This is a genomic window from Erythrobacter sp. JB1-15, assembly GCF_057365035.1.
Map to the genome: position 1 here is coordinate 1,641,701 of NZ_CP200295.1, position 24,708 is coordinate 1,666,408.

Genomic DNA, 24,708 nt, shown 5'->3' on the forward strand with positions numbered 1-24,708 from the left:
GTCATGCATTGAAACTGAAAAGCGTGCTATTTCGCTTTATCAAGTTCCTCCAGCTTTTTGGCAGCCCATTCGCGTCCGCCCACTCCAAAGGCGAGAGCGCCTGCGACCGACAGGCCGATAACCAGCGCGCCAAAGCCGATGGTCACGATCTCTTCACCGATATTCATGTTGTTGAGGCCCATGAACGTGAAGACCAGCATCGCGCCATAGCGGACCACGGAACCGGCCATGCTGCCATCTGTGCCAGCGGAAACCAGTTTGCCCAGCAGATTGGCAATCAGGAAGCCGACCCCAATGATAACCGCGCCAAAGGCCACATTACCGCCAATGGCGAGCACCTGGTTGAGGATGTTGGTGATCTCAGGAAAACCGAGCATCCGCGTGGCGGCAATCGCGAAGAACAAGATGATGCCAACTTGCGCAATGCGGGCAATCGCCGATGAGGCTTTGGTGCTTGCCGGAAGCAGGCCCATTGCAGCGATCGGTGCATCAACACCCAATCCGCCCAGCACATCGGTGAGCAGGCCTACAACGAAACGGCTGATAAGATAGCCAATGCCAAGCAGGACACCCGCAGCAATGATGTTGGGAATAGCGCCCATAATCATCCGCAGCATATCGGTTGCCGGACCGGAAATCGCAGCGATATCAAGCACGCCCAGCGCGCCGATACCAACCGGAATGGCGATCAGTGCATAGATGACAACGCCCAGCGTTTTGGTGATGGTGTCATTGCCTGTCACTTCGTCTGCGCCCGCTTTATTGGCCCATTTATCAAGGTCCAGCGTTTGCATGGCAGTGACCGCAATATCGCGGACAATCCCTGCGATCATCAAACCGATGAACAAAAGCAGGCCAGCGCTGAAGAGGCGCGGGATATAACCCATGACGGTGTTCAGCAATTCGTTGATCGGGCCAGCGACGCCGCCCAAATTGAGCACGTCGAGAATGGCGAGCAGGCCGAACAGCCAGATCAAAAGGCCCACGATCTTGCCAAGCGACATGCCGACGCTTTGACCGGAGCCGGTGCCGCGATTGAGTATCTCAACCTTGTCCACCAATGTGGCAAAAACTTTCTTGGCGATATTCGCCAGAATCCACGTGACGAGTAAAATGCCAAGCGCGAATAAGGCTTTTTGGCCCAAGGCCATGGCCAATTCGCTGTCAAAACTGTATCGTCCAATTTGCATGAATATCCCCTTTTCTTCAATGGTTTGTAAAAACTCTCGCTGAACGGTCAGCGGCGATTTACGTTTTTGTAAACTATTTGGCCCGCGCTGTGGGTTAAACCGTGTAAAGGCTTATGAAATGACATTGATCTGTTCTAAATTTCAGTCACTTGGCGCGTTTGTCGCAGCTTTATTGGGGCTATACGCATTGGGCCTTTCTCCCGCCGCTGCCCAAAATGCTGAGCCGGGCTCTCAGCCAAAATCAGAGCCGCAATGGTCCATCGCAATACATGGCGGTGCTGGCACCATTGCACGAGAGACGACCACACCTGCACAGCGCGCCCAATATGAGGCCGCCTTGCAAGAAGCGCTGGATGCAGGCTCTCAGATCCTTCGCGATGGTGGCACATCGGTGGATGCAATCAAGGCGGCGATCGTTTTGCTTGAGGATAACCCATTGTTTAATGCCGGGCGCGGGGCGGTGTTTACCTGGGAAGGGGAGAACGAACTCGACGCATCAATCATGCATGGCCGCGATCGCAGCGCAGGCGCGGTCTCGGGCGTCAAATCGGTAAAAAACCCCATCCTCTTGGCCGACACAGTGCGCACGGACAGCCCGCATGTTTTCCTAAGCGGTGCGGGCGCCCAAGTGTTTGCAGGCGAAAAGGGTTTGGAAACCGCTCCGCCCGAATGGTTCGCAACCGAGGGGCGGTTACAATCGCTTGAGCGGATGAAAGCCGATGCACTTTCGGCGCTGGATGTGGATATAAAGTTCGGCACAGTGGGCGCGGTGGCGCTCGATCAGCATGGCGATCTGGCTGCGGGCACATCAACGGGCGGGATGACAGGCAAACGCTGGGGCCGGATTGGCGATAGCCCGGTGATCGGCGCGGGCACCTATGCCGATAATCGCAGCTGCGCCTTATCCGCGACAGGGTGGGGCGAATACTTTATCCGCGTGGGCGTTGCGCATGAGATTTGCGCAAGACTGCGCATGGAAGTGTCCGGCTGGACGGTTTATGCACCCGCCAATAGCGACATTGATATCAAGGCTTATACCCAAGGCCGCGCGCAGCAAATCGCGGATTCGGTGATGGCAGAGGTGAAAGCGCTGGGCGGGGATGGCGGGATTATCCTGGTGACCCCCAGCGGCGATGCGCTGTTCAGTTTCAACACAAAGGGCATGTACCGCGGCCGCGCGACCAGCGAGGGTGTGAATGAGGTGGCGATTTTCGGCGAGGAATAGGGCTGGGCGGCTGCGGCTGGTAACCGGCTTCAATCGAACGGGTTGATTTTCGACCAGCGATAATCGCCCAGCACAAAATCCGTCAGCACTTTGCCAATCTGCGCCAAGACCGCCTCTGAAGCAGGGTCCATCCCCTCATGCGTCTCGCGCGCCCGGTAATAGGCGGCAAAAGTAACCGGCGCGCGCGGTTCATCGCCTTTGGGCGGGGCCTCGGCAAAACCGATATCGACATACAGGCTGCCCATACCTGGCCAGATTGATGTCCCTGTCTTATCGCCGCTGACCCAGCCTTGGGGTTTGCCATCGCCGATCCCCGCGCGCACGCGGTTCTTGCCCGTTTGCGTTTCAACCATCCATTGTTTGAGCGTAACTCGCTCTGCCTCGGGCAAGGCATCGCCATAGATCAGCTTTGCCACCGTGCGCGCCATGGCCGCTGGCGTGGTGGTGTCGCGCATTTCGGTGACCGGCACATTGCCCAGCGCAGGCTCTGTTCTATCAAGCCTGCTCACATCATCCCCAATAGAGCGCCAGAACCCTGTCAGCGCCGCTGGCCCGCCCAATTCGCGCAGCAGCACATTGGCCGCCGCATTGTCCGAAGTAATCTGTGTCGCGCGGGCAAGCTCGCGCAAAGTTGCCCCTTCGTCCACGCGCTTGGTGGTGAAGGGGGAGACCCACATCAGATCATCCTTGTTCCAGAAAACACGTTTATCCGCATCAATTTCCCCGCTGGCATGCGCGGCCAGCACTTTGGCTGCAAGCGAGAGCTTGAACGAGGAGCAATGGCCAAATCGGCGATTGCGATTAAGCCCAATGGACTGCCCGCTACCGGTATCGAACAATTCTGCGCCCAATGTGCCGCCTGCATTGGCTTCGATCAGGCGCAGGCGTGCTTCAATCCGGCCCAGCGGGCTTTGATCAGGCGGCAGGCATCCGGCGAGTGTTCCTGAAAGCCCCAGGGCCAAACCCGATCCAATCGCCGTGCGCCGCGTTAGCTTTGGTCCGCGATTGCTCATGAATATTTGTCCGCCTTGCGTTTGCCAAACCGCATGTCGCCTTCCAGCTTGGCGCGCAATTGGGCATAGAACGCTTCGAGGAAAGCGCGTTCATCCCCGCCGCCTGGATCCCAACCGATCTTGCGGCAGATCGTTTCGTGAACCGCTGCCAGCGCATCGGGTTCGCCATCGCGCAATATCCGCTCCAGCGTCTGCAATTCGCGTTCGCCATAAATGGTCAGCTCTTCATCGCCGAATTCATACCGCGCGCCTGTCACTTCGCTCGTGCCGCTGGCCGCGCCCTGGGTGGATAAGGTTTCAACCAGCTTGGTGCGCGGTGCTTCAACCACCCATGTGCCGGCAATGATATCGCCTGCGCGCAAAGCATCCTTGTTGAAAAAGGGAAACAGCAGGAACACAGCAAACCAGATGACGGCAGCCCAGATCGTGCCGCCTGTGTCTTCTTCTGCGACATTGATGATGAGCAGCACGATCATGAAAATGACCGGATAGAAAATCTCGATATCGCGCAGCAGATTGCGGGCGATCACCGCTTCGGGAGTTAACCGCGCGCCGCCATGCGCGGCCACTCTGATACCAACCGCGCGCTTGCCGAATGTCGCGCCGCGCGGGCCGAGTTCCTGCGCAAGGAAATAGCCATACCATGCTGTAAAGCTCGCCAGAATGGCGATGATCGAGATAAACTCGCGCGCATTGGATGTGGTGGATGTGTCAACGCCGATATCGGGTTCAAACAGCCCGCCTGCAACTTTCGACAGGATCCAGTAAAACACGATCAGCCCGATCATCAGGATCAGAATATCAAGGATCAGCGCGCCCGCCCGCGCGCCGCGCGATGCGACCACGATGGGCACCGCAATGCCTTCTGGCGTTATCAGCGTGCGTTCGCGTTTATTGATACGCCCGCCTGCTGACCCACCTGCCTGCCCTGTGACGGAAAAGCCTGTATCATTCATCGCCGCCGCGCTCATTGATCAGACCTTAGGGCACGCGGGCGATACAGATAGAAATAGGACAGCCAGAAAGCGAGCATGGACCCGCCGATCATAAAGCGGTTGGGCGCGCCTTCGACCAATTGGCGGGGGAACGCTTCGAGCAGCGCAGCCGCGACCATCATCAACACCACCCCGATCATCACCACTGCGCCGCGCTGGCCTGCTTCGGACGCTGCCTGAAGGACGCTGCGATTGCCCGGAAACGCCATGGACCGGCCAATATGCAGGCCCGCTGCGCCCGATAGCAAAATGCCGAAAAATTCGGTGGTGCCGTGAACGCTGAGCCAGGCGGCAAATTCCACCTCAAGGCCCTGTCCCGCAAACAGCCACATCATCGCGCCAAGCAGTGCAAGGTTGTAAATCAAAAGCAGCAAAGTCGGGATGCCGAATGCAAATCCCAATGCAAAGGCAAGGATGCAAACGGCCGCGTTGTTGCTGAACAGGCTGGCGGCAAAAGTCGATAATCCGCCCGCATCCTGTTCCACCGCGAGCGTTCCGGCCAAAGCTTCGCGGCTGGCACCGGGCACGCGCGCATCGAGGAATTGAGTTGGGACAAGGCGGTAATACCATTCCTCATCGCGCACCACCAGCAGCCATCCGACCACTGCGCCTGCCACCATCACGAACAGAGCAATGCACGATTCCAGCCAGATGCCGCGCACCGCCCGGCTCCATCCGCCAAAGAAAAATTCGCGCAGCCAGCCAAACAGCCCTTTGCGCGGGCCATAGACCTGGAACCATGCGCGCTGAACAAGGCTTTCCAGATAGCTGAGCGTGGCCGCATCAAGCGAGGTTTCGCGCGCAACCGAAAGGCTGGAAGCAGCGGTGCGATATAGGGTGGGCAAAGCCAGGAGGTCATCGTCGTCGATCCGGCGCAATCCGCCGCTTTCCATGCGCTGGATAATGGTTTCGAGCCGGCGCCAATCGCCTTCGCGTTCGAGCCGGAACCGATCAGAGCGCAAAGCGGCGCTTTCAATATCGGCAGGCGGGGCGATATCGGCTTTGCCGAACAAACTGGCCAAGCGGCCTTTGGCTTTGGCCGGAGCAGCCGTGTCCTTGGCCGGTGCCTGCGGCGCGGTTTCGCCCGGCTCCAATGGGCGCGCAGCCGTTGCGGCCCCTGATGTTGTAGGATTGGCCGCGCTCATCCGATGGCCTCTGAATTCTTGATCATGAAATACCGGTCAATCAGTTGATAGCCAATCTGGTTCCACGGTGCCTCGATCACATCAACCCCCATGCGCCGCAGCCTTTGCAGCACAATCGAACGCTGAGTGGCAAGGCTGTCAGCCGTCACGCTGCGCGCCATAGTGGCGATATCGCCGGGCGCTTCTTCGATGATTTCCTCAAGCTCGCTATCAGCGATAGTGACGAACAGCACCAGATGTTTGTCCACCAGCCGCCCGATGCTTTCCACCATCAGTTCTGCTGCGGTTGGATCGGTGAAATCGGAGAACAATACGATCAGCGAACGGCGCTGCAATTTGGAAGTTAATGTGGCCAGCGCGAGCGTGAAATTGGGCTCGACGGGCTCATAATCGAGGCCCGCCGCCGCGCTTTGCAAGCGGTGAAAGGCGCGCGCATCGCTGATAAATGGCGTCATGATCTGCGGCCGCTGGGCAAAGCCGAAGAGCGACACCCGGTCACTCGATTTAAGCGCGACAAATGCGCAGGTGAGCGCAGCGGTGACAGCGCGGTCAATCCGGGGCATGCCATCAGCTGGCTCGCACATCGCTTGTCCGCAATCAAAAGCGAAAACGATCTGGTTGTTGCGTTCGCTTTCATTTTCGCGGGCGTAAAGATGGACGTGACGCGCGCTGGCTTTCCAGTCGATCCGGCGGCGATCCATACCCGCTTCATATTCGGTGAGCGATTCAAATTGCGTGCCTTCGCCTCTGATACGGCGCGCAATCAGGCCGGTCTGGGCATCGCGCAGGAACGTCTGCAATTCCTTGCTGCGAACAGGCGAAAGATCAGGCCAGATGCGGATTTCATCATCAAGCGCGCGGTAGGTGTTGCGCGCGCCAAGGCCCAATGGCCCGGTCCAGCGCAGCCAGGCCCGCGTGATGGGCGCAGTGCCGCGGCGCTCGGGTTTCAGCTCGAGAGATCCTGTATCTTCCGGATCATAAGGTCCGGGCGCGAGAGTGAAATCGGCGCGGCCCGCCATGCCAAGGCGCGGATCAAATTCCAGCGCTGAACGAACCTGCGAACGCGCGCCATTTTTGAATCTGGCCGTCACGGTAACCGGCGTTGGCTGGCCCACTTCGGCATCATTCGGCGCGGTGACGTGCCAACTGTCGCATTTGCCCGCCAGCAGCGCATCGCACATGATCAGCACAAACAAAGCCGCCGCCGCGATGGGCGCGACAATCCACAGATCAGGCGTAGTTGCCGCAATCACGACCGCGATGGGCGCAAACCCGGCAATGACCCACGCGGCCCGTTCTGTCGGGACAACCGGGAAAGGCGGCAGCTTTGCCAGAAATGATGGGCGAGAAAGCGCCATGGCCGGTTACCGGGGTGCCTCTGTGCTTTCGACCAGTTCGGCGACCAGAGCCTCGATATCGCGGCCTTCAATCTCGGCGGCGGGGCTCAATGTCAGGCGGTGGCGCAAAACGGGCACAGCGAGCGCTTTGACATCGTCGGGCACGATGTAATCGCGGCCATCGAGCGCAGCACGGGCGCGCGCGGCGTTGGCCAGCAGAACAGCGGCGCGCGGGCTGGCACCGACGGACAGTTCGGGATGATCGCGCGTCGCGCGCACCAGCCGCACGACATATTGCGTGATCTCTTCGGCTACAGTCACCTGGTCAAGAGCAGCGCTGGCTGCGACCAGCTTGGCCGCATCCGCCACCGCAGTGACACCCATTTCAGCCGGGCGCTGCGGCCCCTGACGCGATCCGAAACTGGTGACAATGCGCGTTTCTTCGGCTTCATCGGGATAGGGGACCAGCAGTTTGAACAGGAACCTGTCCAATTGCGCCTCTGGCAGGGGATAAACGCCCTGGTTCTCAATCGGGTTCTGGGTTGCGACCACCATGAAGCGTTCTGGCAATTGGTGCGTTTCGCCGTCCAGTGTCACGCGGCGTTCTTGCATCGCCTCAAGCAATGCGGCCTGCGTTTTGGGCGGCGTGCGGTTGATTTCATCGGCCAGCAAAAGCTCGCAGAAAATCGGCCCGCGCGTTAGCGTGAACTGGCTCGTTTGAAAGTTGAACAGGTTTGATCCCAGAATATCGCCCGGCAGCAGATCAGGCGTGAACTGGATGCGCCCAAAATCGAGGCCCAAAGCGGTTGAAAAGCTGTTGGCCAGAAACGTCTTGGCGGTGCCCGGGGGGCCTTCGAGCAGGACGTGCCCTTCGCTGATCAAAGCGACCAGCATTTGATCGATGATGGCGTCCTGCCCCACAATCGCTTTGGCGACTTCGGTGCGGATTGCGCCGGCTAAGCTGCGCAATTCGGCTAGGCTCATACTCATTGGGTGGGTGCCTTCTTATTGTGTTTGGATGCTTCTATCTGTTCGACAAGGCTGCCCAGCGATTGGGCAGCGCGCACGATGTCCGATGGTGTTTTGGCATTGCGCAGCCGGGCCGTGCGGTGCGTGAAGGGTTCTTCATCTGGCAAGCGGGTCTGCATCGCGGCATCGATCGCGTCAGGATCAGGCTTTGACAGCGCCAGCGCGTGCGCCATGCGGCGGGCGGACAGGCCGGCATAAGGTTCCGCCAGCAATTTCAACCGGCCCGCGCGCACAATCAGCCCTGCGCCATTGCCCACCAACTGCTTTTTACCAAAGGCGATGTCAGGCCCGCTGGCCGCTGCCGGACCAAACCGCAGAAAAGCGCGCCAACCCACAATGATGATCGCAAGGATCAGGCAAAGGGTCGCCGCCAGAAAAGGCGGCCTGAACGCGAGCGTCAACAAGTTCACTGTCCCGCCAAAGCCGTTCAAAGTCATATCGAATGTGACATTGGTGCCCGGACCATAGCCAGCATCCTGAACTAGAGCGAGCGCAGCCGCCGCGCGGTTTTCATCGGCGAGCCCGTAATTGTTCATGAGGTCAGGTTCGACGACGAAAACCACCTCTTCGGTTGAATCGTAATAGTCATCGCTGTTCGGATCATATTGAGGGGTTCCGGCCGTCCCAATGCGCATGGCCAGCACTCTGTCATCAGCAGCAGTGATCAGCGGCTGGTTCGCGCCGTCATCCTCGGCAAAGGCGATGGAGCGTGTTGGTAGATCGCCTTTTAACGCAAAGCCGCTCCAATCGCTTGCCACGTCATTCTGAAGGCTCTCGACCTTGTGTTCAAAAGCGTAAGGATCGGGCAATTCCTCGCTCCATCCGACATTGAATGCCTCGCCCAGTTCAACCCAGCCGCGCTTGAATTTGTCCGCCACGTCATCAGGCAGATTGGGCGGTGGGCGGCGAGCATACCATTTGGGCAGGATGACAAGCGTGGGGCCAATATATTCGCGGTCCTGCAAAATCTCGGCGATATCATCGGGGTTCATATAGCTGGGCGGGGTGAGGATCAGCAGGTCATAGGTTTCCAGACCGCTGGGCGAACGCGACTGGGTCACGTCGTAATCTTCCGCCTCGAGCAAGCGCACAAGCCCGGCATATCCGTTCAATCCGCGCGCGGCGGCATGGGCTGCGCCATTGTTGTCGCGGTTGCCATCATCGCCGCCCGACAGGAAATATAAAAGCGCTAGAAACGCGGCAAACCCGACAAGGATGACGAAGAGCAGCGTCAAGCGGCCAAACGGCGATGCCCCGCGTGCCGATTGGGCCGCCGGATTTGCGGTTGGGGACGGGCCGGCATTGCTCATGCGCGCGCTCTCCTGCGGCCCGTTTCAGCGCCGCCGATTTTCTCCAGCGCAAATTCAGCATAGGCTGCGCGCGCCGTTTCCCAATCTGCTTGATTGAGCGATCGCAGCGCAAACAGGCTGCGCTCCACCCGCTGGGCAATGGTGCCAAAAGCTTTGCGCGCGGCGTCGGGCAAAGATTGCAGCGAGGCCAGTTCGCGCGCGGTGCTTGATGGTTCAACCCAATCAGGCCGCGCCCGCGCGATCTGCCCAACACTGCGTTGCAGCAGCAAATGGGTTGCCTCATCATAGCGCCCTTCGGCAGCCAGCCTGTCCGCATCTTCGAGCAGTGCGAGGCTTTCCTGACGATCAGGCTGCCATTCGGGTATTTCCTCGTCGGCTTTAGCGTCTTTGGCTTGACGAGCCAGCGGGCCAAATGTGCGCGCGATCAGATACAGCACAAACAGCACAACCGCCCCCAACAAAACATATTGCAAAACCGGCCAAGCCTGTGCGAGCGCGGTGCCGATGGGGGACAACAACTCACCTAGCCAGGCAAAAAACTCCTCCAGCGCTTTTTCAAAAGCGGAAGGTTCGTAAGGTTCTGGCGGGGGATTTCGACCGGATCGAACTGGATATCGCCATTGTCGCGCACAGTTTCCCAGCTTTCGCGGGTATCTTCGACGGTTACGTCCGGCAGAGGTTCCGGTTCTTCAACCGACAGCTCGGGCACGGTGTCATAAGGCGGCTGAGCGCTGACGGGCGGATCGCCCCAATCATCGCTTTCGTAAATTGGATCTGCCGCCAAAGTCATGCGATATGGTAGGTGGCACGGTCTAGCGGCGCGCGCAACGCCTTTTGCTCACCCACGTTTGCGAGCGAGCGGATAGGTGCCCAAAATCCGCAATTGCTTGGAATAAAATGAACATTCCTCCAGCGCCCGATCCACCGCAGGATCGCCCGGCGCGCCGATAATGTCGGCATAGAACCGGGTCGCGGAAAAACTGGTGCCCTGTTGGTAGCTTTCCAGCTTGCTCATATTCACCCCATTTGTCGCAAATCCGCCAAGCGCTTTGTACAAAGCAGCAGGAATATTGCGTACCTCAAAAATAAAGGTCGTCATGGTGGCGGTGTTGGGATCGTGCGCCAGAAATGCTGGTTTATCAGCAAGGATGACGAAACGGGTCATGTTGTCTGGGCTGTCTTCGACATTTTCCTCGATGATGGAAAGCCCGTACAACTCAGCCGCAATGGCGGGCGCAATCGCGGCAATAGTCGGATCGCCGCGTTCAGATACAAAAGCGGCAGCGCCTGCTGTATCGGCATAGCTGAGCGGCACGATATCGCGCTCGCGCAGAAACTCACGCGATTGGCCAAGCGCTTGTGGATGGCTGTAGGCCGCTTCGAACGGGCCATTGCCCACCGCCATCAATGCGTGGTGGATCGGCATGAAATATTCACCCGTAATCGACAGGCCGCTTTCGGGGAGAAGAAAGTGGATATCGGCCACGCGCCCATGCTGTGAATTTTCAATCGGAATAATCGCTTGGCCTGCGCGCCCGTCCTTCACCGCTTCCAAAGCATCGGCAAAGCTGAAGCATGGCAGCGGCAAGGCATCGCCTCGGGCTTCTACTGCGGCGCGGTGCGAATTGGCGCCGGGCGATCCCTGAAAAGCAATCGCGCGCGCCGGATCAGCTGCGGCTTTGCTGCGCAATTCGTCAACAATCGGGAGGGCAGGGCCAGGAAAAGAACGCATGATTGTGACGCGTGCTAAAGGGGCTTTCGGGTAACAGCAAGGCTTGGTGCCTCACTAAATTGCAAATATCGCAATGCGTGATGTTCCGATGGGTCTTGCGCCGCGCCAAACGCATGATTATGGGCCGCACGGGATGAATCAAGAACCACACAACTCCGACACGCCCCCTGCCACCGAGGCACAGGGTGATCTGTTCAACACTGCAGCGGGCTGGGCCCTGTTTGCAGGCATTGTTGGCCTTGGCCTTTCAGTGGCGGCAGACATGTATTTCCACGGCTCCTCGCCCGAACGGCCCGAACAATTGGGCTATGTCATCGAAGGCGCAGTTGAAGAGGGCGGCGCAGTCGCGGCCGAAATGACCATGGCCGAAGCGTTGAACATGGCCAGCGTGGATGTTTCTGCGGGCGAGAAAGTCTACGCCAAGTGTTCCAGCTGCCACACGATTGATGCAGGCGGCGCAAACGGCGTTGGCCCCAATCTGCACGGCATTATGGGCGCAGGCGTCGGGAAAAAAGCTGGCTATCAATATTCCGACGCGATGGCATCTTTCGGCGGCCAATGGGGCTGGGATGAGATGAACCAATGGCTCAAATCACCCAAACGCTACATGGATGGCACCAAGATGGGCTTTGCCGGCCTGTCCAAAGTTGAAGACCGGGCCGCGGTCGCGCTTTACATGAACTCGCAAGGTTCGAACCTGCCGGTGCCGGAATATGTCTCCGAAGCTGCAGATGGTGAAGGCGACGGCGAGGTTGCTGCTGACGAAGCGGAAGCCGCAACCGACGCGGTTGAAACCGCCGAAGACGCGCAGAATGCAGCCGAAGAAACGTCTTTGGAAACTGCCGAAGCAACCGAGTAGCATCCAAAGGATGCGCGGGGGTTATTCTCCGCGCCCTTTGAACCCCTGCGCAATCACATACCATTCCGATGATCCCTTGCGGCTTGCGGGCGGCTTGGCGTGCTTGACCGTGGTGAAGTGCTTTTTCAGCAAAGTGAGCAGGTCGCGGTCGGTGCCGCCTGCCAGAACCTTGGCCACAAATGCGCCCTTTTCGCTCAATGTCTCGGTTGCAAACCAGGCCGCAGCCTCAACCAGACCCATAGTGCGCAGATGATCGGTTTGTTTGTGGCCCACAGTGTTCGCGGCCATATCTGACAGGACCAAATCGGGCGGACCGCCCAATGCTTCTTCCAGCATTCGCGGCGCATCGTCATCGAGGAAATCCATCTCGAAAATGGTCACCCCTTCGATGGGGTCTGTGGGCAGCAGATCAATGCCGACAACCTTGGCTTTGGGCGCTTTTGCGCGCACCACTTGCGCCCAACCGCCCGGCGCTATGCCCAGATCGACCACGCGCGATCTGCCTTTGATAAGATTGAACTTTTCATCCAATTCGAGCAGTTTATAGGCCGCCCGGCTGCGATAACCATCGGCCTTGGCCTGTTTGACATAGGGGTCGTTCAGTTGCCGCTCCAGCCACCGGGTCGATGATGCGGTGCGCTTTTTGGCGGTCTTCACCCGCCGGTCGGGATTGCGGCCTGATCGGGTCATGATTTACGGATTGCCTTTGCCAGTGCGCAATTGTTCAAGCGCGCGCAGGGAGCGCTCACCTTGCCGCTCTGATGCCATCAAACTGCGCAAAATCCCCTCGCGAATGCCGCGATCGGCAACGCCCAACCGGGATGCGGGCCACAGGTCAAGGATCGTCTCCAAAATTGCGCATCCGGCCACCACAAGATCGGCTCGGTCTTCGCCAATGCAGGGGAGTGTGCTGCGTTCTTCGGGCGACATGCCTGCCAGATCGCCACTGATTGAACGCATGGCATGGGCCGGAACGATCAATCCGTCCACCGCCTTGCGATCATAATGCGGCAATTCAAGATGCAGGCTGGCCAGCGTTGTCACCGTGCCGCTGGTGCCCAGCAGGCGAATGTCAGGATGCGCGGCAGCGTCCGCAATCCGCGCAGCGAAGGGGGCAAAGCTGTCCGCGACCAGTTTGCGCATTTGGGCATAGCGATCAAGGCGGCCTTGCGCCGAATTTTCACCCGGGCTGACCGTGTCGGTTAGCGAGACGACGCCCCAGGGCACGCTTTGCCAGTCAAGGATGCGCGGGATTTTGCCGCCCGGCTCCAGCAGGACCAGTTCGGTTGATCCCCCGCCAATGTCAAAAATCACCGCCGGGCCTTCGCCTGCTTCCAGCAGGATATGGCAGCCGAGAACGGCCAGCCGCGCTTCTTCGCCCGCGCTGATCACGTCGAGAACAATGCCCGTTTCTCGGTGCACGCGGTCGATAAAATCGGCGCCATTGGAGGCTCTGCGGCAGGCTTCGGTGGCGACAGACCGCGCGAGGCGCACTTTGCGGCGGCGCAATTTGTCCGCGCAAATCGACAAGGCGCCCATCGCCCGGTCCATCGCCTCGTCTGAAAGCTTGCCCGTGGTTGCGACACCTTCGCCCAGCTTCACCACTCGGCTGAAGGCATCAATAACAGTGAAATCCTTGCCCGAAGGCCGCGCGATTAACAGGCGGCAATTGTTGGTGCCCAGATCAAGCGCGGCATAGGCTTCGTGCGGCTTGGCAAAATGCGCGGTTCTGGGGTGAGCTTTCGGCTGCGCATTGTCAGGATGCGCGGTGTCATGATGCGCATTATCAGGATGCGCGCTGGCTGAACGCTGGCCGGATGCAAGTGCGCCAGCATCGCGGCCTGCGCCTTGCTGCGTATTTGGCTGGTAAGGGCGTTTGTAGCGGAAATCGGCTACTCTACCGGACTTGCTGCCCTTGTTTGATCCAGCGCTCCTGTTCGCGTCCGGCGGAAACGCGTCCGCCATACAATCAATCTTTCAATATCACGCAGGCATTTTGCCTGTGCACCTGCCGGCTAAGCTAACTCAACCACGCAGTAAGGGCAAGTTGTCTGAATAGACGCCCCTTTTTGCGCTGGGCCAGCAGATGCGAGCATGCAACGCATGCTTGCCGCTTTCGCGCGCCGCGACTAGGGCAGGCGGCATGACTGATAAACACAATGATCACGACCTCACTGACCGCAAATTCTACCGCGCCGGGGAAGAAACCGAATTCGTCGAAGGCGCGCCCAAAAGCACTCCGCAAACGGAGCATCCCGCTTATAAGCTTGCCTTTCGAGATCATGACTTCATGCTGCGCGATGAACTGCGCCCGGTGCGTTTTCAGCTGGAATTGTTAAAGCCTGAAATGCTGCTGGATGAGGCGCGCGTGGGCTCGACCATGGTGATGTATGGTTCTGCCCGCATCCCGTCACCCGAAGAAGCGCAGGCGAAAATCGACGCTGCCAAAGACGGTGATGAATACGAACAGAAAGTCGCCCAAAGGCTGGCGGACAAAGCGAAGTATTACGCAGAAGCGCATAAGCTTGCCCGGCTGGTATCTGAAAAAGCGATCATCGAAGAAGGCAAACGCCAGTTTGTCGTCACCACGGGCGGCGGCCCATCGATTATGGAAGCGGGCAATCGCGGCGCAAGCGAGGCAGGCGCGGAATCCATCGGGCTCAACATCATCCTGCCGCATGAACAGGCCCCCAATTCCTATGTGACGCCATATCTAAGTTTGAACTTCCACTATTTCGCGCTGCGCAAAATGCATTTCCTCCTGCGCGCGCGCGCTGTCGCGGTGTTCCCTGGCGGATTTGGGACATTCGATGAATTTTTCGAACTTCTCACTCTTATCCAAACCGGCAAGATGAAACCCATTCCGATCCTGCTGTTCGGCAAGGATTTCTGGGAACGCGTCGTCAATTTTGAAGCGATTGCGGAGGAAGGGACGATCTCGAAAAAGGATCTGGACCTGTTCCACTGGTGCGAAACAGCTGATGAGGCGTGGGCGCATATCGCAGACTTTTATGAGTTGGAGCGTTAGGACGAATTGCGTTCCAGCAAATCCTCACGCTTTGAAAAGGCGCGCGGCAGGCTGACATCATAGGCCAGGCCCGCTGATTGTAGAGCGCGGATGACCCACCATCCCGGATCGCTTTGCCCTCGTTCCAATCCAATGCGCGCGCTTTCGGGAAAGGCGTGATGATTGTTGTGCCAGCATTCGCCATAGGTCAGGATACCAAGGCCGGTTAGATTGGAAGCCTGTATCCCCGCATCCCTAACGATCCAGCGGCCAGGGCGTTTTCGCAATTGCGGGTTGTGGCAAAAATAGGTGATCGTCCAATGGCCCGCAGCGCTGACAAAAACGCGCGCGCAAATGCCCCATAGAACAAACGGCAAGCCTCCTGCTGCATAGAGGATCCCTGCCAAAGGCAATTGATGCCAGCGCCATGTCTTATCCAGAAACCGGTAGAACTTGTCATCGGCCATTGCGGCTTCGAGAGTCACATCCGGGGGCTTTTGAAATTCGAATTTAAAAAACAGGTTCCACGCCAGATCAGCCAGCAGTGCCCGGCGATGAGCGAAGTAATCGTGGCACTGCGCCTCTCGCTGTGCCCAATCGCGAATATCGTGGATGCGAATGATGCCAAACGGACCCGCCACGCCGACCAGTGTGCCTAAATAGATAAGCAGCCGCGCAAACCACCGGGGCGCTTTGAATGTGCGGTGGATCATCATCCGGTGCATGCCGACGCTGTGACCGATCAGCAGAGTTGAGTATGTAAGCGCCAGAAACAGCAAAACGCTTTGCCAGGTCGCGAAAAACAGAGCGGCGATTGTGCCGGCCAACATCGTTCCGTTCCACGCGGATTTCCCCCAATCCAGTTTCACAATGCCAGCGCACGGATCAGCCTTGCGGCCATCAACCCTGAGCACAGGCTCCATCATAATTTGCGCACTGCGTGATGGCCGAGTGGGCCGCCGCCTGCGCCAAATCCGGGGGCGGATTTGATTGCTTGCACCACGAAATTGCGCGCCAAGGCGACCGCGTGATCGAGCGGTTGGCCGTGCGCCATCAGGGTTGCGATGGCGGATGACAGGGTGCAGCCAGTGCCGTGAGTGTGAGGCGTGTCGATGCGGGCGTGGGAGTACCGCTCAAACTTGCCCGGTTCAAACACCAGCGTGTCGATGATCTGCGCATCGTCGGTGTGCCCCCTTTGGCGAGGACCGCGCAGCCATGCGTTTGCGCCAATTCGCCTGCGGCTTCCTCCACCAAAGCGGTGGTGCGCAAAGTGCGGCGCATCAGATGCTCCAATTCCGGCAGGTTGGGCGTGATCAGCGTTGCGATCGGGAACAGAGTATCGCGGAGCAATTCAATCGCCGGGTCCGCAATCAAAGCTGCGCCTGATGTCGCGACCATGACCGGATCGAGGACGATCGGCACAGCGTCATCAATACCGCGCAAAGCTTCAGCGGTTGCAGCAATAATCTCGGCATCGTGCAGCATCCCGATCTTGATCGCATCAACGCCCATATCGCTGATGACGCTGGTGATCTGCTGCGCGACGACATCGCCGGACATCGGGGCAATGGCCTGCACGCCCACGCTATTTTGCGCGGTAACCGTGGTGATCGCGCTCATGGCATAGCCGCCAAGCATGGTGATTGTTTTGATATCGGCCTGAATGCCTGCTCCGCCGCTGGCATCGGACCCGGCTATCGTCAAAATACGTGGAGGCGCTTTGGTGGTCATTGGCAGGGGCCGATCATGCTTGGGCGCTCATGATGCGAACATCCGCTTGGCTGAGGGCGGGTACTTGGCGTGCAGCTTTTTGGCGCGGGTGGGGCGGTCCATCAATTCGCCGCCGCAATTGGGGCAGATGTCGTCCGATTTTTCCGCGCATTCAGCGCAGAACGTGCACTCAAACGAGCAGATAAACGCGCCCGGCGCTTCTGCGGGCAGATCGGCGCCGCAGCCTTCGCAATCGGGGCGCATGTCAAGCATGGTCGGCGCTCATCCTTACGCCGCGGCGCGCACTGCGTCGCAGATGCGGTCCACCACGGCCTCAACCTGGGCAGGATCATCGCCTTCAGCCATAACGCGGATGACAGGCTCTGTCCCAGATGGGCGGATGACGAGGCGGCCTTTGCCTTCCAATTCTTTTTCGGCTGCCGCGATCACCGTTTTGACTGCGTCATCTTCAAGCGGTTTTCCGCCTTTGTACCGCACATTTTTGAGCAATTGCGGAACCGGGTCGAACAGGTGCAGGATTTCGCTTGCCGGTTTGTCCGTGCGCACCAGGCTGGCGATAATGCGCAAGGCGGCAACGGTGCCATCGCCTGTCGTTGCATGATCGAGCAGGATCATATGGCCCGATTGTTCCCCGCCGACATTGAACCCGCCCGATTTCATCCGTTCGAGCACATAGCGATCGCCGACCTTGGTGCGCTCAAGCGTTAGGTCAATGCTGCCCAGATAGCGTTCCAGCCCAAGGTTTGACATCACAGTTGCAACCACGCCGCCGCCGCGCAGCATTTCCTTTTCCTGCATTCGCGTCGCGATCAGCGCCATGATCTGGTCGCCATCAACCTTGCGGCCCTTTTCATCGACCACGATCAATCGGTCCGCATCGCCATCAAGCGCAATGCCAACGTCGGCGCTTTCCTCAACGACTTTGGCCTGCAACGCCTCGATTGAGGTGGAGCCGACCCCGTCATTGATATTGGTGCCATTGGGAGAGACGCCCAAAGTGATAACTTCTGCCCCCAATTCCCAGATCGCAGAAGGCGCAACCTGATAGGCAGCGCCATGCGCGCAATCGACCACGACCTTGAGGCCATCAAAGCGCGTTTCGCTCGACAGGGACTGTTTGACAGCGTGGATATACCGCCCGCGCGAATCCTCGATCCGGCGCGCACGGCCAATGCCTTCGGGCGGGGCAAGAGTCGGATTGTCCGCTTCGAACAGGCGCTCAATTTCCAGCTCTGCTTCATCCGACAATTTGAACCCATCCGGGCCAAACAGTTTGATCCCGTTATCGGCATAAAGATTGTGACTGGCCGAAATCATCACGCCCAGATCCGCGCGCATTTCCCGCGTGAGTAGCGCAATGGCAGGGGTGGGAAGCGGGCCGGTCATAATCACGTCCATGCCCACGCTCGTGAACCCTGCGACCAGCGCGCTTTCCATCATATAACCGGACAGGCGGGTATCCTTGCCGATCACCACCCGGTGGCGGTGCCGCCCGCGCATAAAGTAATTGCCTGCCGCCTGACCAATGCGCATCGCTGTGGTCGCCGTCATTACGCCATCATTGGTGCGGCCCCTGATGCCGTCTGTGCCAAAGAACTTGCGTGTCATTCGAAAAAGGCCCTCCTGCTGGGCGAAATATGCGCTGAGATTGTCAGCTACCTCTGGCGCGGTTATCGCACAAAGGGAAGGGCAATTGCGGTGTGCCCATTGCTAAAAGGTGTGACACGAATGACAGATAAGCGCGCGCCGGCAGATCTGCCGCACAATGCAGCTCAGCGCTTTGAGCTGGTCACGATCAAGCTGCCTGTGCTCGCGACTTTTCTCGCGCTGATTGCAGGTTTGGCGGCCGGCGTTGGGCTTTCGGGTGCGCAATTGGCCGGGTGGCTGACCGATCTGATTGGAGTGGCTGGCACCTTGTGGCTGCGCGCTTTGCAGATGACAATTATTCCGCTGGTCGCCAGCCTGCTGGTGCTGGGCCTCACGCAGATGATCGAGGCGGCGAGCGCTGGCAAAGCGGCCCGGCGGTTTTTGGCGCTGGTGCTGGGCGTGGCGATTGCGGGCGGTTTGTTCACCGCTGCGGCGCTGCCTTTGCTGCTGGATGTGTTCACGATCCCCAAAGATGCCGCGTTTTTTATCGCGGATGGGTCCGGCGATGCACAAGAAGTGCCCGGCGCGCTGGAGTTTTTGAAATCATTGGTCGCGCCCAATATCGTGGCAGCGGCGGCAGAAACCGCAATGCTGCCGCTCACGGTGTTTTTTGCCCTGCTGGCCATTGCCATTGCGCGCCTGCCCAAAGCGCAGGGGGAACTGCTGACCGGATTTTTCCATGCGCTCGCTAATGCGATGCTGATGATTATCGGCTGGGTTTTGTGGGCCGCGCCCATCGGGGTGGCAGCGCTCGCTTTTGGAGTGGGTTTGCGCAGCGGTGAGGGCGCGTTTGCGGCCTTGGCGCACTACATCGTGGTGGTATCTGCCATGGGCGGGTTCATTCTGGTGCTTGCTTATGTTTTGGCGGCGGTTCTTGGCGGGATTGGACCTGTGCGATTTGCCCGCGCAATCCTGCCTGCGCAGGCCGTGGCGGTTTCCACGCAAAGTTCGCTCGCCAGCCTGCCCGCCATGCTCGACAGCGCGAACCGTCTGGGATTGCGGCCCAGCACGGCGGAGTTTGTTCTGCCGCTCGCCGTGGCGATCTTTCGCGCGACCAGTGTGGCGATGAATTTGGCAGTCGCGCTGTATGTGGCGCAGCTTACAGGGATCACGGTGCCGTTTGGCCTTGTGCTGGTGGGCATATTGGTCGCGGTGATAATCAGCGTGGGGTCTGTCAGCCTGCCCGGATCGATCAGCTTTGTCGTCTCAATCGGGCCGATTGCATTGGCGATGGGCGTGCCGATTGAACCACTTGTGCTGCTGGTGGCGGTGGAAATGCTACCCGATATTATGCGCACGCTGGGTAATGTGACGATGAACCTGGCCGTGACAAGCGCGGTGGACCGCGCGCAGGAATAACGGCTGGGCGGTGATGCCGCGCCAGGGGGCTACTTTACCGGGGTCTGACCGCCGCCCGCTGCGACATTGTCCAATTCTTCAAGGATCGCGCGGTGCGCGGTTGCATCCTTGGTTGATCGCTGCGGAATATCGCCATCTGCTAGCATGGAATTGAGCGTGGCGCGGGCGCGGCCCACCCGGCTTTTGATCGTGCCGACCGCGCAATCGCAGATTTTGGCAGCCTCCTCATAAGAAAAACCGCCTGCGCCCACCAGCAGCAACGCCTCACGCCGTTCGGGCGGAAGAGTTAACAATGCGCGGTGCATATCGGACAAATGAAGTGGTTCTTCCTGGCCAGCCGGTGCTGTCAAAATGCGTTCAGCCACGCCCTCATCGTATTCGCCGCGAAACCGATTGCGGCGCATATCGGTAAGGTATGCATTGCGCAGGATCACAAATGTCCATGCGCGCATGGATGTGCCCGGTTCAAAACGGTCTTGCGCTGCCCATGCTTTGAGCAAAGCTTCCTGCACCAGATCATCGGCCATATCCGGGCGGCCGCACAGACCGCGGGCAAAGGCGCGTAGATGCGGGACAACCTCGGTCAACTCGCGTTTGAAGTCGGCCTTTTCGCTCGCAGTGCGTTTCGGCTTGGGTTTGGGCGCGGGTTTTTCAGCGCTATCGGCGGCATTGCTCACCGGGCAGAACCATTGTTGGAACCCGAGCTATCATCGGCCGGTTGACTGTCGAGTTCTGCGAGCAAATCCTTGAACGTATCGGGCAATTCTTCATCGACTACGGAATCGTATAATTGCTTCAGTCCCGCCGCCCATTCCGGATCGCGCGATTTTTCCGATCGCGCTGGCGCGCTTTTCGATTGCGTTGAAGATTGCTTGTCGGACCGCATAGGTGTTTTCTAACTTAATTCAGGTTTTCCGCCGAGATACCACCAATTGGAAACGCACAAAGCTATTTCTGAGGCGCAGATTTTCTCGGCGATTATTGCTACTGTTTGGGAACGAAGCTGTTCGTTTTTGGTTCCGTGGTCACATTCAAATTGAATTGAGCAAATCGAATTGAGTTGTGGGACTGAAATAAAGAGACCCAAATGGGCGGACTAACACACACTGCCATTTTGGAAGGGGTCAGTGAAGCCGCGCCGCAGACGGCAGTTGGCACAATCAGCCGCGCGCGCCGCTGGCTGATCGGGTATCCGCGCGCCATACCATTGGCCATTTTCCTTGCGGTTTGCGCAATCACCGCGCTCAGCGTTTTTGCGGTCGAAAGCAATGCCCGCGCGCGTGATAAGGCGCAGCTTGACGCTTATGCGCAAACCATTGGTTCTGCTCTGGAACGCAGGGGATCGAGTTTTTCGGCATATCTGCGTGCAGGCGCAGCACTGCTTACTTCGCGTAAGGATCTCGGACCGCAGGACTTTCTTCAATTTGTGACCGAATTGCGCCTTGATATGACGTATCGCGGAGCCGAAGGCATCGGATGGGCCGAAGTGATTGCGCCCGATGAAATTGCCGATTTCGAACAGCGTGTGCGCCAGCAACAGCCTGATTTTGAAGGGGTGCGTTCCGAGCTGCTTTATGCGGACGAAGTGGGGCTTGCGCCGATCACATTTTTTTCGCCCAATTCAGCCGCCAATCGCGAAAAGCTGGGATTTGATATGTATTCCGATCCCGTTCGCTTCCACGCGATGGAAGAAGCGTTCGGCACAGCCTTGCCCACCGCATCAGGCCGTATTGATCTCGCGCAATCGGATGCTGGCGAAGCGCCGGGTTTTGTGATCTTCATGCCTGTGTTCAGGGAAGATCCGGCGACACCCAACAACGAAGTTACATTGGCAGGCTTTGTCTTCACCCCTTTTGATGCAGGGCATTTTCTGGATGCTGCGATCCAGCGGGCAGAGCCTGACCAATACGGTGTTCGTCTGTATGATGGCGGTAGGGGCACCGCTCACTTGCTCGTGGCGCGATCATTGGAAGGGGTGGGAGCTGACCGGGTGGAAATCCCCGTTTCCTTTGCCAATCGCGAAATGCAGTTGGTGGTCGAATCCAAGCGTTCCTCAACGCTGGCGCCTTTGTCGATGCTAACTCTGGTGTTCGGGCTGTCCATGGCGGGGCTGCTGATGCTGCTTGCCCGGCTGCTTACTCAGCAGGCCTATGAAGACCAATCACGTCTGGCCTTTTTCGAGGAGCAAAACTCGATCCGCAACACATTGACGCGTGAGCTTAATCACCGGGTCAAGAACACGCTGGCCAATGTCTTGTCGATCCTGTCGCTGACGCGCCGGCGCGCGAGCGATCTTGACGAGTTCACGCACAGTTTTGAAGGCCGCATCCGCGCGCTGTCTGCCACTCACGATCTGCTTACTGGCACCGATTGGGGAACCACGCCGATAGACGCAGTGGTCGATGCAGAGCTCAAACAGTTTATCGCGACCGGCTATCACAATGTTGAAGTGTCCGGGCCGGATGTGGAACTGGCCCCGAATGATGCTTTATCCTTTGGCCTGGCAATCCACGAACTGGCCACCAATGCCGCCAAATATGGCGCGCTGAGCGTTGCGGAAGGCAAAGTCAGCGTGTCGTGGTGGCTGGTGGCAGGTGATTTGGCAGAAGTGGAATGGTGCGAACGCGGCGGTCCGCCTGTTGCGCAGGAGCGCCAGCGCGGCTTTGGCACCGAATTGATCGAAAAGATCATCGCACACGAACTGAAAAACCCTGTCGATCTCAGATTTGAGCCCGAAGGCGTGCGCTGTTTTATGCGCGTGCCTGTGCGCGAACGCGGTGCGTTCAAAATTCGCGATGAAAGCTGACTTTTACGCGAGCGGCTTGCTAGATCGGAAAAACAGCGACTGACTGATGGCTGCGCGCACAGTTTTTTCCTCGAACGGCTTGGTCACCAGATAGGTCGGTTCAGGCCGGTCGCCTGTCAGCAAGCGTTCGGGATAGGCGGTGATGAAGATGATCGGCACATCGGTGATCGCCAGAATATCATCCACGGCATCCAGCCCGGACGACCCATCAGCCAATTGAATGTCAGCCAGAACCAGTCCGGGAGTTTTATCGCCCAACAGCTCAACCGCTTGCGTTCGGGTGGCTGCCGTGCCGAACACTTCATGGCCAAGCGAGGACACCAGATCTTCAAGCTGCATGGAAATCAGCGGCTCGTCCTCAATAATCAGAACGCTGGTGGACTGTTCTCGGTCAATTTCGCTGACAGCTTCGGCAACCAGAGCCTCAACCTGCTCGGGCGACACATCCATGATCAGCGCGGCCTGCGCTGGCGAGAAATCTTCCAACGTCGTTAGCAACAGCGCTTGCCGGTTAAGCGGAGTGATGGCGCCGAGCCGGTTTTGCGCGCTCGCTTCGTGTTCGCTTGAAATATCGCCTTTGTCAGGCACATCGAGATAGGCGCTCGACCAGACCTTGTTGAACGCGGCATAGAGCGGGATCCGTCCACCATCGAGAGAAGCCTTCAGATCACTATCAGCCAAGGCCGCTTCGAGTGTGGCCTGCACGAATGCATCGCCTGTGCTTTGTGAGCCAGTAAGGGCGCGGGCATATCGCCGAAGAAAGGGAAGGTTGGCGGCGATTTGCTGACCAAGCGACATGGGGTCTCTCCTAAGAATGGCGCACACATCCAGGGCTCGTGCGCCCTTGGCAATCTGTTAGCTCCAAACCCGAGCAAAACAAGCGGCAGACGCAAATTTCATCCGATTTCGATAGGTTTAAGAAAAAAATTTCGTCAGGCGGGAACCCGTTTTTTCGCCGTGCATTTAGACAATATCACCGCCGAGACCCCCTCCCGTCCAAGCGGCTGGTGATACGATCCCGAAAGGCCTCCACTCCGCCGAGTGGAGGCCTTTTTGGATTTTGCGCCATACCCGAACACTCAACCGAGCGATTTTTCGTAGATCACATATTCGCGATTGACAGTGCTGTTGATCGTATCGGCAATCGCCAGCATGCCCTGATTGTCTTTGAGCACCCAGCCAAGCTCTCCGCGCGTTGAGCCGTATTTGCCATGCGCCTGAACGCGGATGGCATCGATCATCATAAAGGCAAGCTGGCCGGCCATGCGCGAGTTCTGAAATTCCTTCAGCACTCCCATCAAAGGTACTCGCATTCCGGCATTCATCGGACGGCGCAGCCAGCGCAGCATGTGGAACCAGCCCAGCGGGAACAGCTTGCCATTGATGCGGTTCAGCGCGTCATTGATGTCGGGAAAGGTCAGCATAAAAGCCACCGGGCGGCCATCCACCTCGGCGATCATGTTAAGCTCTTCCTTGATGATGGGTTTCAGTTTCTTGCCCGCATAGGCCACTTCTTCGGGCGTAAATGGGACAAAACCCCAATTATCCGACCAGGCATCGTTGAGGATGTCGAGCACTATCCCTGCATCCCTGTCCCATTGCGATTTATCGACCCGGCGGATGGTGATGCGGTCATTGCGGTGGCCTGATTTCACGATCCGCTGGATCAGCGGGGAAAAATCGCCCGTGATATCCAGATCATAGGTGTAAAGCGTTTGGAAAGGCGCATATCCGTTGCCTGTTATCCACCCTTCGTAATGGGCGGGGTGGTGTCCCATCATAATCATCGGGGGATGATCGTGACCTTTCACCAGCAGGCCCGGCTCTTCCCACATGGCCATGCTTATCGGCCCCAATGCGCGAGTCATGCCCTGCGCGCGCAGCCAGTTTTCTGCCGCTTCCATTAGCTTAATGCCAATCGCTTCGCTCGCCGCATCGAAATATCCGAACATGCCTGTGCCGGGACCAAACCCTTTGTCTGCAGGCATTGTCAGCGCGAGTTCATCGATTTGTGCCGATATGCGCCCCACCGCCTCTCCGCCGCGCATGGCGATAAACAATTGCGCCTTGGCATGACCGAAAAGAGGGTTTTTGGATGGGTCCACCAGTTCAAGCTGTTCGCTGCGCAATTGCGGGACCGAATGGGGCACTTTCGCGGCAAATGCGCGGCCCACATCGACAAATCGGGCGCGGCCAGCCTTGCCCTCAACCGGCTCAATTCTTATCTGCGCGTCTTCCAAACCACTCGCCTCGTATTGATAGTGATAGATGCGTGTCTGTCCTGCTCACGCCGTACAAGCAAGCCACTCGATCACTCTTGCCA

The 24,708-nt window shown here is 58.5% G+C and carries 24 protein-coding genes and 1 pseudogene; 5 read left to right on the forward strand and 20 right to left on the reverse strand.

What is annotated here, in order from left to right; all coding sequences use genetic code 11:
* Window positions 1-26: 26 nt before the first annotated feature.
* Window positions 27-1,190: a mechanosensitive ion channel gene (locus AC0V6L_RS07960; RefSeq protein WP_486153759.1), complete on the reverse strand. Its 1,164-nt coding sequence runs from the start codon at window positions 1,188-1,190 to the stop codon at window positions 27-29.
* A 118-nt stretch (window positions 1,191-1,308) separates the two neighbouring features.
* Here AC0V6L_RS07960 and AC0V6L_RS07965 point away from each other — a divergent pair, with 118 nt between their 5' ends.
* Window positions 1,309-2,415, forward strand: a complete 1,107-nt coding sequence (locus AC0V6L_RS07965) for an isoaspartyl peptidase/L-asparaginase family protein (RefSeq protein WP_486153760.1) — start codon at window positions 1,309-1,311, stop codon at window positions 2,413-2,415.
* A gap of 29 nt (window positions 2,416-2,444) precedes the next feature.
* On the opposite strand, the gene bla is transcribed toward AC0V6L_RS07965, so the two are convergent.
* Genes bla through AC0V6L_RS08010 form a run of 9 tightly spaced genes read right to left on the reverse strand, consistent with a single transcriptional unit; the run spans window position 2,445 to window position 10,976 of the window.
* On the reverse strand, window positions 2,445-3,428 hold the full coding sequence (gene bla, locus AC0V6L_RS07970) for a class A beta-lactamase (protein WP_486153761.1): 984 nt from the start codon (window positions 3,426-3,428) through the stop codon (window positions 2,445-2,447).
* Window positions 3,425-4,399: an RDD family protein gene (locus AC0V6L_RS07975; protein WP_486153762.1), complete on the reverse strand. Its 975-nt coding sequence runs from the start codon at window positions 4,397-4,399 to the stop codon at window positions 3,425-3,427. Before AC0V6L_RS07975 ends, bla begins: the two co-directional genes overlap by 4 nt.
* On the reverse strand, window positions 4,396-5,568 hold the full coding sequence (locus AC0V6L_RS07980) for a stage II sporulation protein M (RefSeq protein ID WP_486153763.1): 1,173 nt from the start codon (window positions 5,566-5,568) through the stop codon (window positions 4,396-4,398). The genes AC0V6L_RS07975 and AC0V6L_RS07980 overlap by 4 nt, the downstream gene beginning before the upstream one ends.
* On the reverse strand, window positions 5,565-6,926 hold the full coding sequence (locus tag AC0V6L_RS07985) for a DUF58 domain-containing protein (RefSeq protein WP_486153764.1): 1,362 nt from the start codon (window positions 6,924-6,926) through the stop codon (window positions 5,565-5,567). Before AC0V6L_RS07985 ends, AC0V6L_RS07980 begins: the two co-directional genes overlap by 4 nt.
* A gap of 6 nt (window positions 6,927-6,932) precedes the next feature.
* Window positions 6,933-7,889, reverse strand: coding sequence for an AAA family ATPase (locus tag AC0V6L_RS07990; protein ID WP_486155075.1), 957 nt, complete (start codon window positions 7,887-7,889; stop codon window positions 6,933-6,935).
* 2 nt (window positions 7,890-7,891) lie between these two features.
* Window positions 7,892-9,244, reverse strand: a complete 1,353-nt coding sequence (locus tag AC0V6L_RS07995; protein ID WP_486153765.1) for a DUF4350 domain-containing protein — start codon at window positions 9,242-9,244, stop codon at window positions 7,892-7,894.
* Window positions 9,241-9,759 carry a hypothetical protein gene (locus AC0V6L_RS08000; RefSeq protein WP_486153766.1) on the reverse strand — a complete coding sequence of 173 codons (519 nt, stop codon included), beginning with the start codon at window positions 9,757-9,759 and terminating at the stop codon, window positions 9,241-9,243. The genes AC0V6L_RS07995 and AC0V6L_RS08000 overlap by 4 nt, the downstream gene beginning before the upstream one ends.
* A gap of 8 nt (window positions 9,760-9,767) precedes the next feature.
* A complete protein-coding gene (locus tag AC0V6L_RS08005; RefSeq protein WP_486153767.1) occupies window positions 9,768-10,034 on the reverse strand; it encodes a hypothetical protein in 267 nt (88 codons plus the stop codon).
* 48 nt (window positions 10,035-10,082) lie between these two features.
* Window positions 10,083-10,976: a prephenate dehydratase gene (locus AC0V6L_RS08010; protein WP_486153768.1), complete on the reverse strand. Its 894-nt coding sequence runs from the start codon at window positions 10,974-10,976 to the stop codon at window positions 10,083-10,085.
* 133 nt (window positions 10,977-11,109) lie between these two features.
* On the opposite strand from AC0V6L_RS08010, the gene AC0V6L_RS08015 reads away from it, so the two are divergent.
* Window positions 11,110-11,835 carry a c-type cytochrome gene (locus AC0V6L_RS08015; RefSeq protein WP_486153769.1) on the forward strand — a complete coding sequence of 242 codons (726 nt, stop codon included), beginning with the start codon at window positions 11,110-11,112 and terminating at the stop codon, window positions 11,833-11,835.
* 21 nt (window positions 11,836-11,856) lie between these two features.
* On the opposite strand, the gene AC0V6L_RS08020 is transcribed toward AC0V6L_RS08015, so the two are convergent.
* Window positions 11,857-12,525, reverse strand: coding sequence for an RlmE family RNA methyltransferase (locus tag AC0V6L_RS08020; RefSeq protein WP_486153770.1), 669 nt, complete (start codon window positions 12,523-12,525; stop codon window positions 11,857-11,859).
* 3 nt (window positions 12,526-12,528) lie between these two features.
* Window positions 12,529-13,800, reverse strand: a complete 1,272-nt coding sequence (locus AC0V6L_RS08025) for a Ppx/GppA phosphatase family protein (protein ID WP_486153771.1) — start codon at window positions 13,798-13,800, stop codon at window positions 12,529-12,531.
* Between the two features lie 178 nt (window positions 13,801-13,978).
* Here AC0V6L_RS08025 and AC0V6L_RS08030 point away from each other — a divergent pair, with 178 nt between their 5' ends.
* A complete protein-coding gene (locus AC0V6L_RS08030) occupies window positions 13,979-14,863 on the forward strand; it encodes an LOG family protein (RefSeq protein WP_486153772.1) in 885 nt (294 codons plus the stop codon).
* Here the strand turns inward: AC0V6L_RS08030 and AC0V6L_RS08035 are convergent.
* The 4 genes and pseudogenes from AC0V6L_RS08035 to glmM all read right to left on the reverse strand — a co-directional run bounded on the left by AC0V6L_RS08035 (window position 14,860) and on the right by glmM (window position 18,181).
* Entirely contained in the window at window positions 14,860-15,768 is a 909-nt protein-coding gene (locus AC0V6L_RS08035) for an acyl-CoA desaturase (protein WP_486153773.1), read from the reverse strand. The two genes, AC0V6L_RS08030 and AC0V6L_RS08035, sit on opposite strands and share 4 nt — an antisense overlap.
* Window positions 15,765-16,573 (reverse strand): annotated as a pseudogene (gene thiD / locus AC0V6L_RS08040) (bifunctional hydroxymethylpyrimidine kinase/phosphomethylpyrimidine kinase). Before thiD ends, AC0V6L_RS08035 begins: the two are co-directional and overlap by 4 nt.
* Before the next feature lie 27 nt (window positions 16,574-16,600).
* Window positions 16,601-16,825 carry a DUF1272 domain-containing protein gene (locus AC0V6L_RS08045; protein ID WP_486153774.1) on the reverse strand — a complete coding sequence of 75 codons (225 nt, stop codon included), beginning with the start codon at window positions 16,823-16,825 and terminating at the stop codon, window positions 16,601-16,603.
* Window positions 16,826-16,840: 15 nt separating this feature from the next.
* Complete coding sequence (gene glmM, locus AC0V6L_RS08050) at window positions 16,841-18,181, reverse strand: phosphoglucosamine mutase (RefSeq protein WP_486153775.1); 1,341 nt, start codon at window positions 18,179-18,181, stop codon at window positions 16,841-16,843.
* A gap of 120 nt (window positions 18,182-18,301) precedes the next feature.
* Between glmM and AC0V6L_RS08055 the strand changes: the two genes are divergently transcribed.
* A complete protein-coding gene (locus AC0V6L_RS08055) occupies window positions 18,302-19,579 on the forward strand; it encodes a dicarboxylate/amino acid:cation symporter (RefSeq protein ID WP_486153776.1) in 1,278 nt (425 codons plus the stop codon).
* A 29-nt stretch (window positions 19,580-19,608) separates the two neighbouring features.
* On the opposite strand, the gene AC0V6L_RS08060 is transcribed toward AC0V6L_RS08055, so the two are convergent.
* A complete protein-coding gene (locus AC0V6L_RS08060) occupies window positions 19,609-20,166 on the reverse strand; it encodes a sigma-70 family RNA polymerase sigma factor (RefSeq protein WP_486151575.1) in 558 nt (185 codons plus the stop codon).
* A gap of 86 nt (window positions 20,167-20,252) precedes the next feature.
* A complete protein-coding gene (locus AC0V6L_RS08065; RefSeq protein WP_486153777.1) occupies window positions 20,253-20,465 on the reverse strand; it encodes a NepR family anti-sigma factor in 213 nt (70 codons plus the stop codon).
* A 201-nt stretch (window positions 20,466-20,666) separates the two neighbouring features.
* Between AC0V6L_RS08065 and AC0V6L_RS08070 the strand changes: the two genes are divergently transcribed.
* Window positions 20,667-22,385 (forward strand): CHASE domain-containing protein, encoded by a 1,719-nt coding sequence (locus AC0V6L_RS08070; protein WP_486153778.1) that lies wholly within the window; start codon window positions 20,667-20,669, stop codon window positions 22,383-22,385.
* A 3-nt stretch (window positions 22,386-22,388) separates the two neighbouring features.
* On the opposite strand, the gene AC0V6L_RS08075 is transcribed toward AC0V6L_RS08070, so the two are convergent.
* Window positions 22,389-23,183 carry a response regulator gene (locus AC0V6L_RS08075; RefSeq protein ID WP_486153779.1) on the reverse strand — a complete coding sequence of 265 codons (795 nt, stop codon included), beginning with the start codon at window positions 23,181-23,183 and terminating at the stop codon, window positions 22,389-22,391.
* 281 nt (window positions 23,184-23,464) lie between these two features.
* Entirely contained in the window at window positions 23,465-24,625 is a 1,161-nt protein-coding gene (locus AC0V6L_RS08080; RefSeq protein ID WP_486153780.1) for an N-acetyltransferase, read from the reverse strand.
* Window positions 24,626-24,708: the final 83 nt, after the last annotated feature.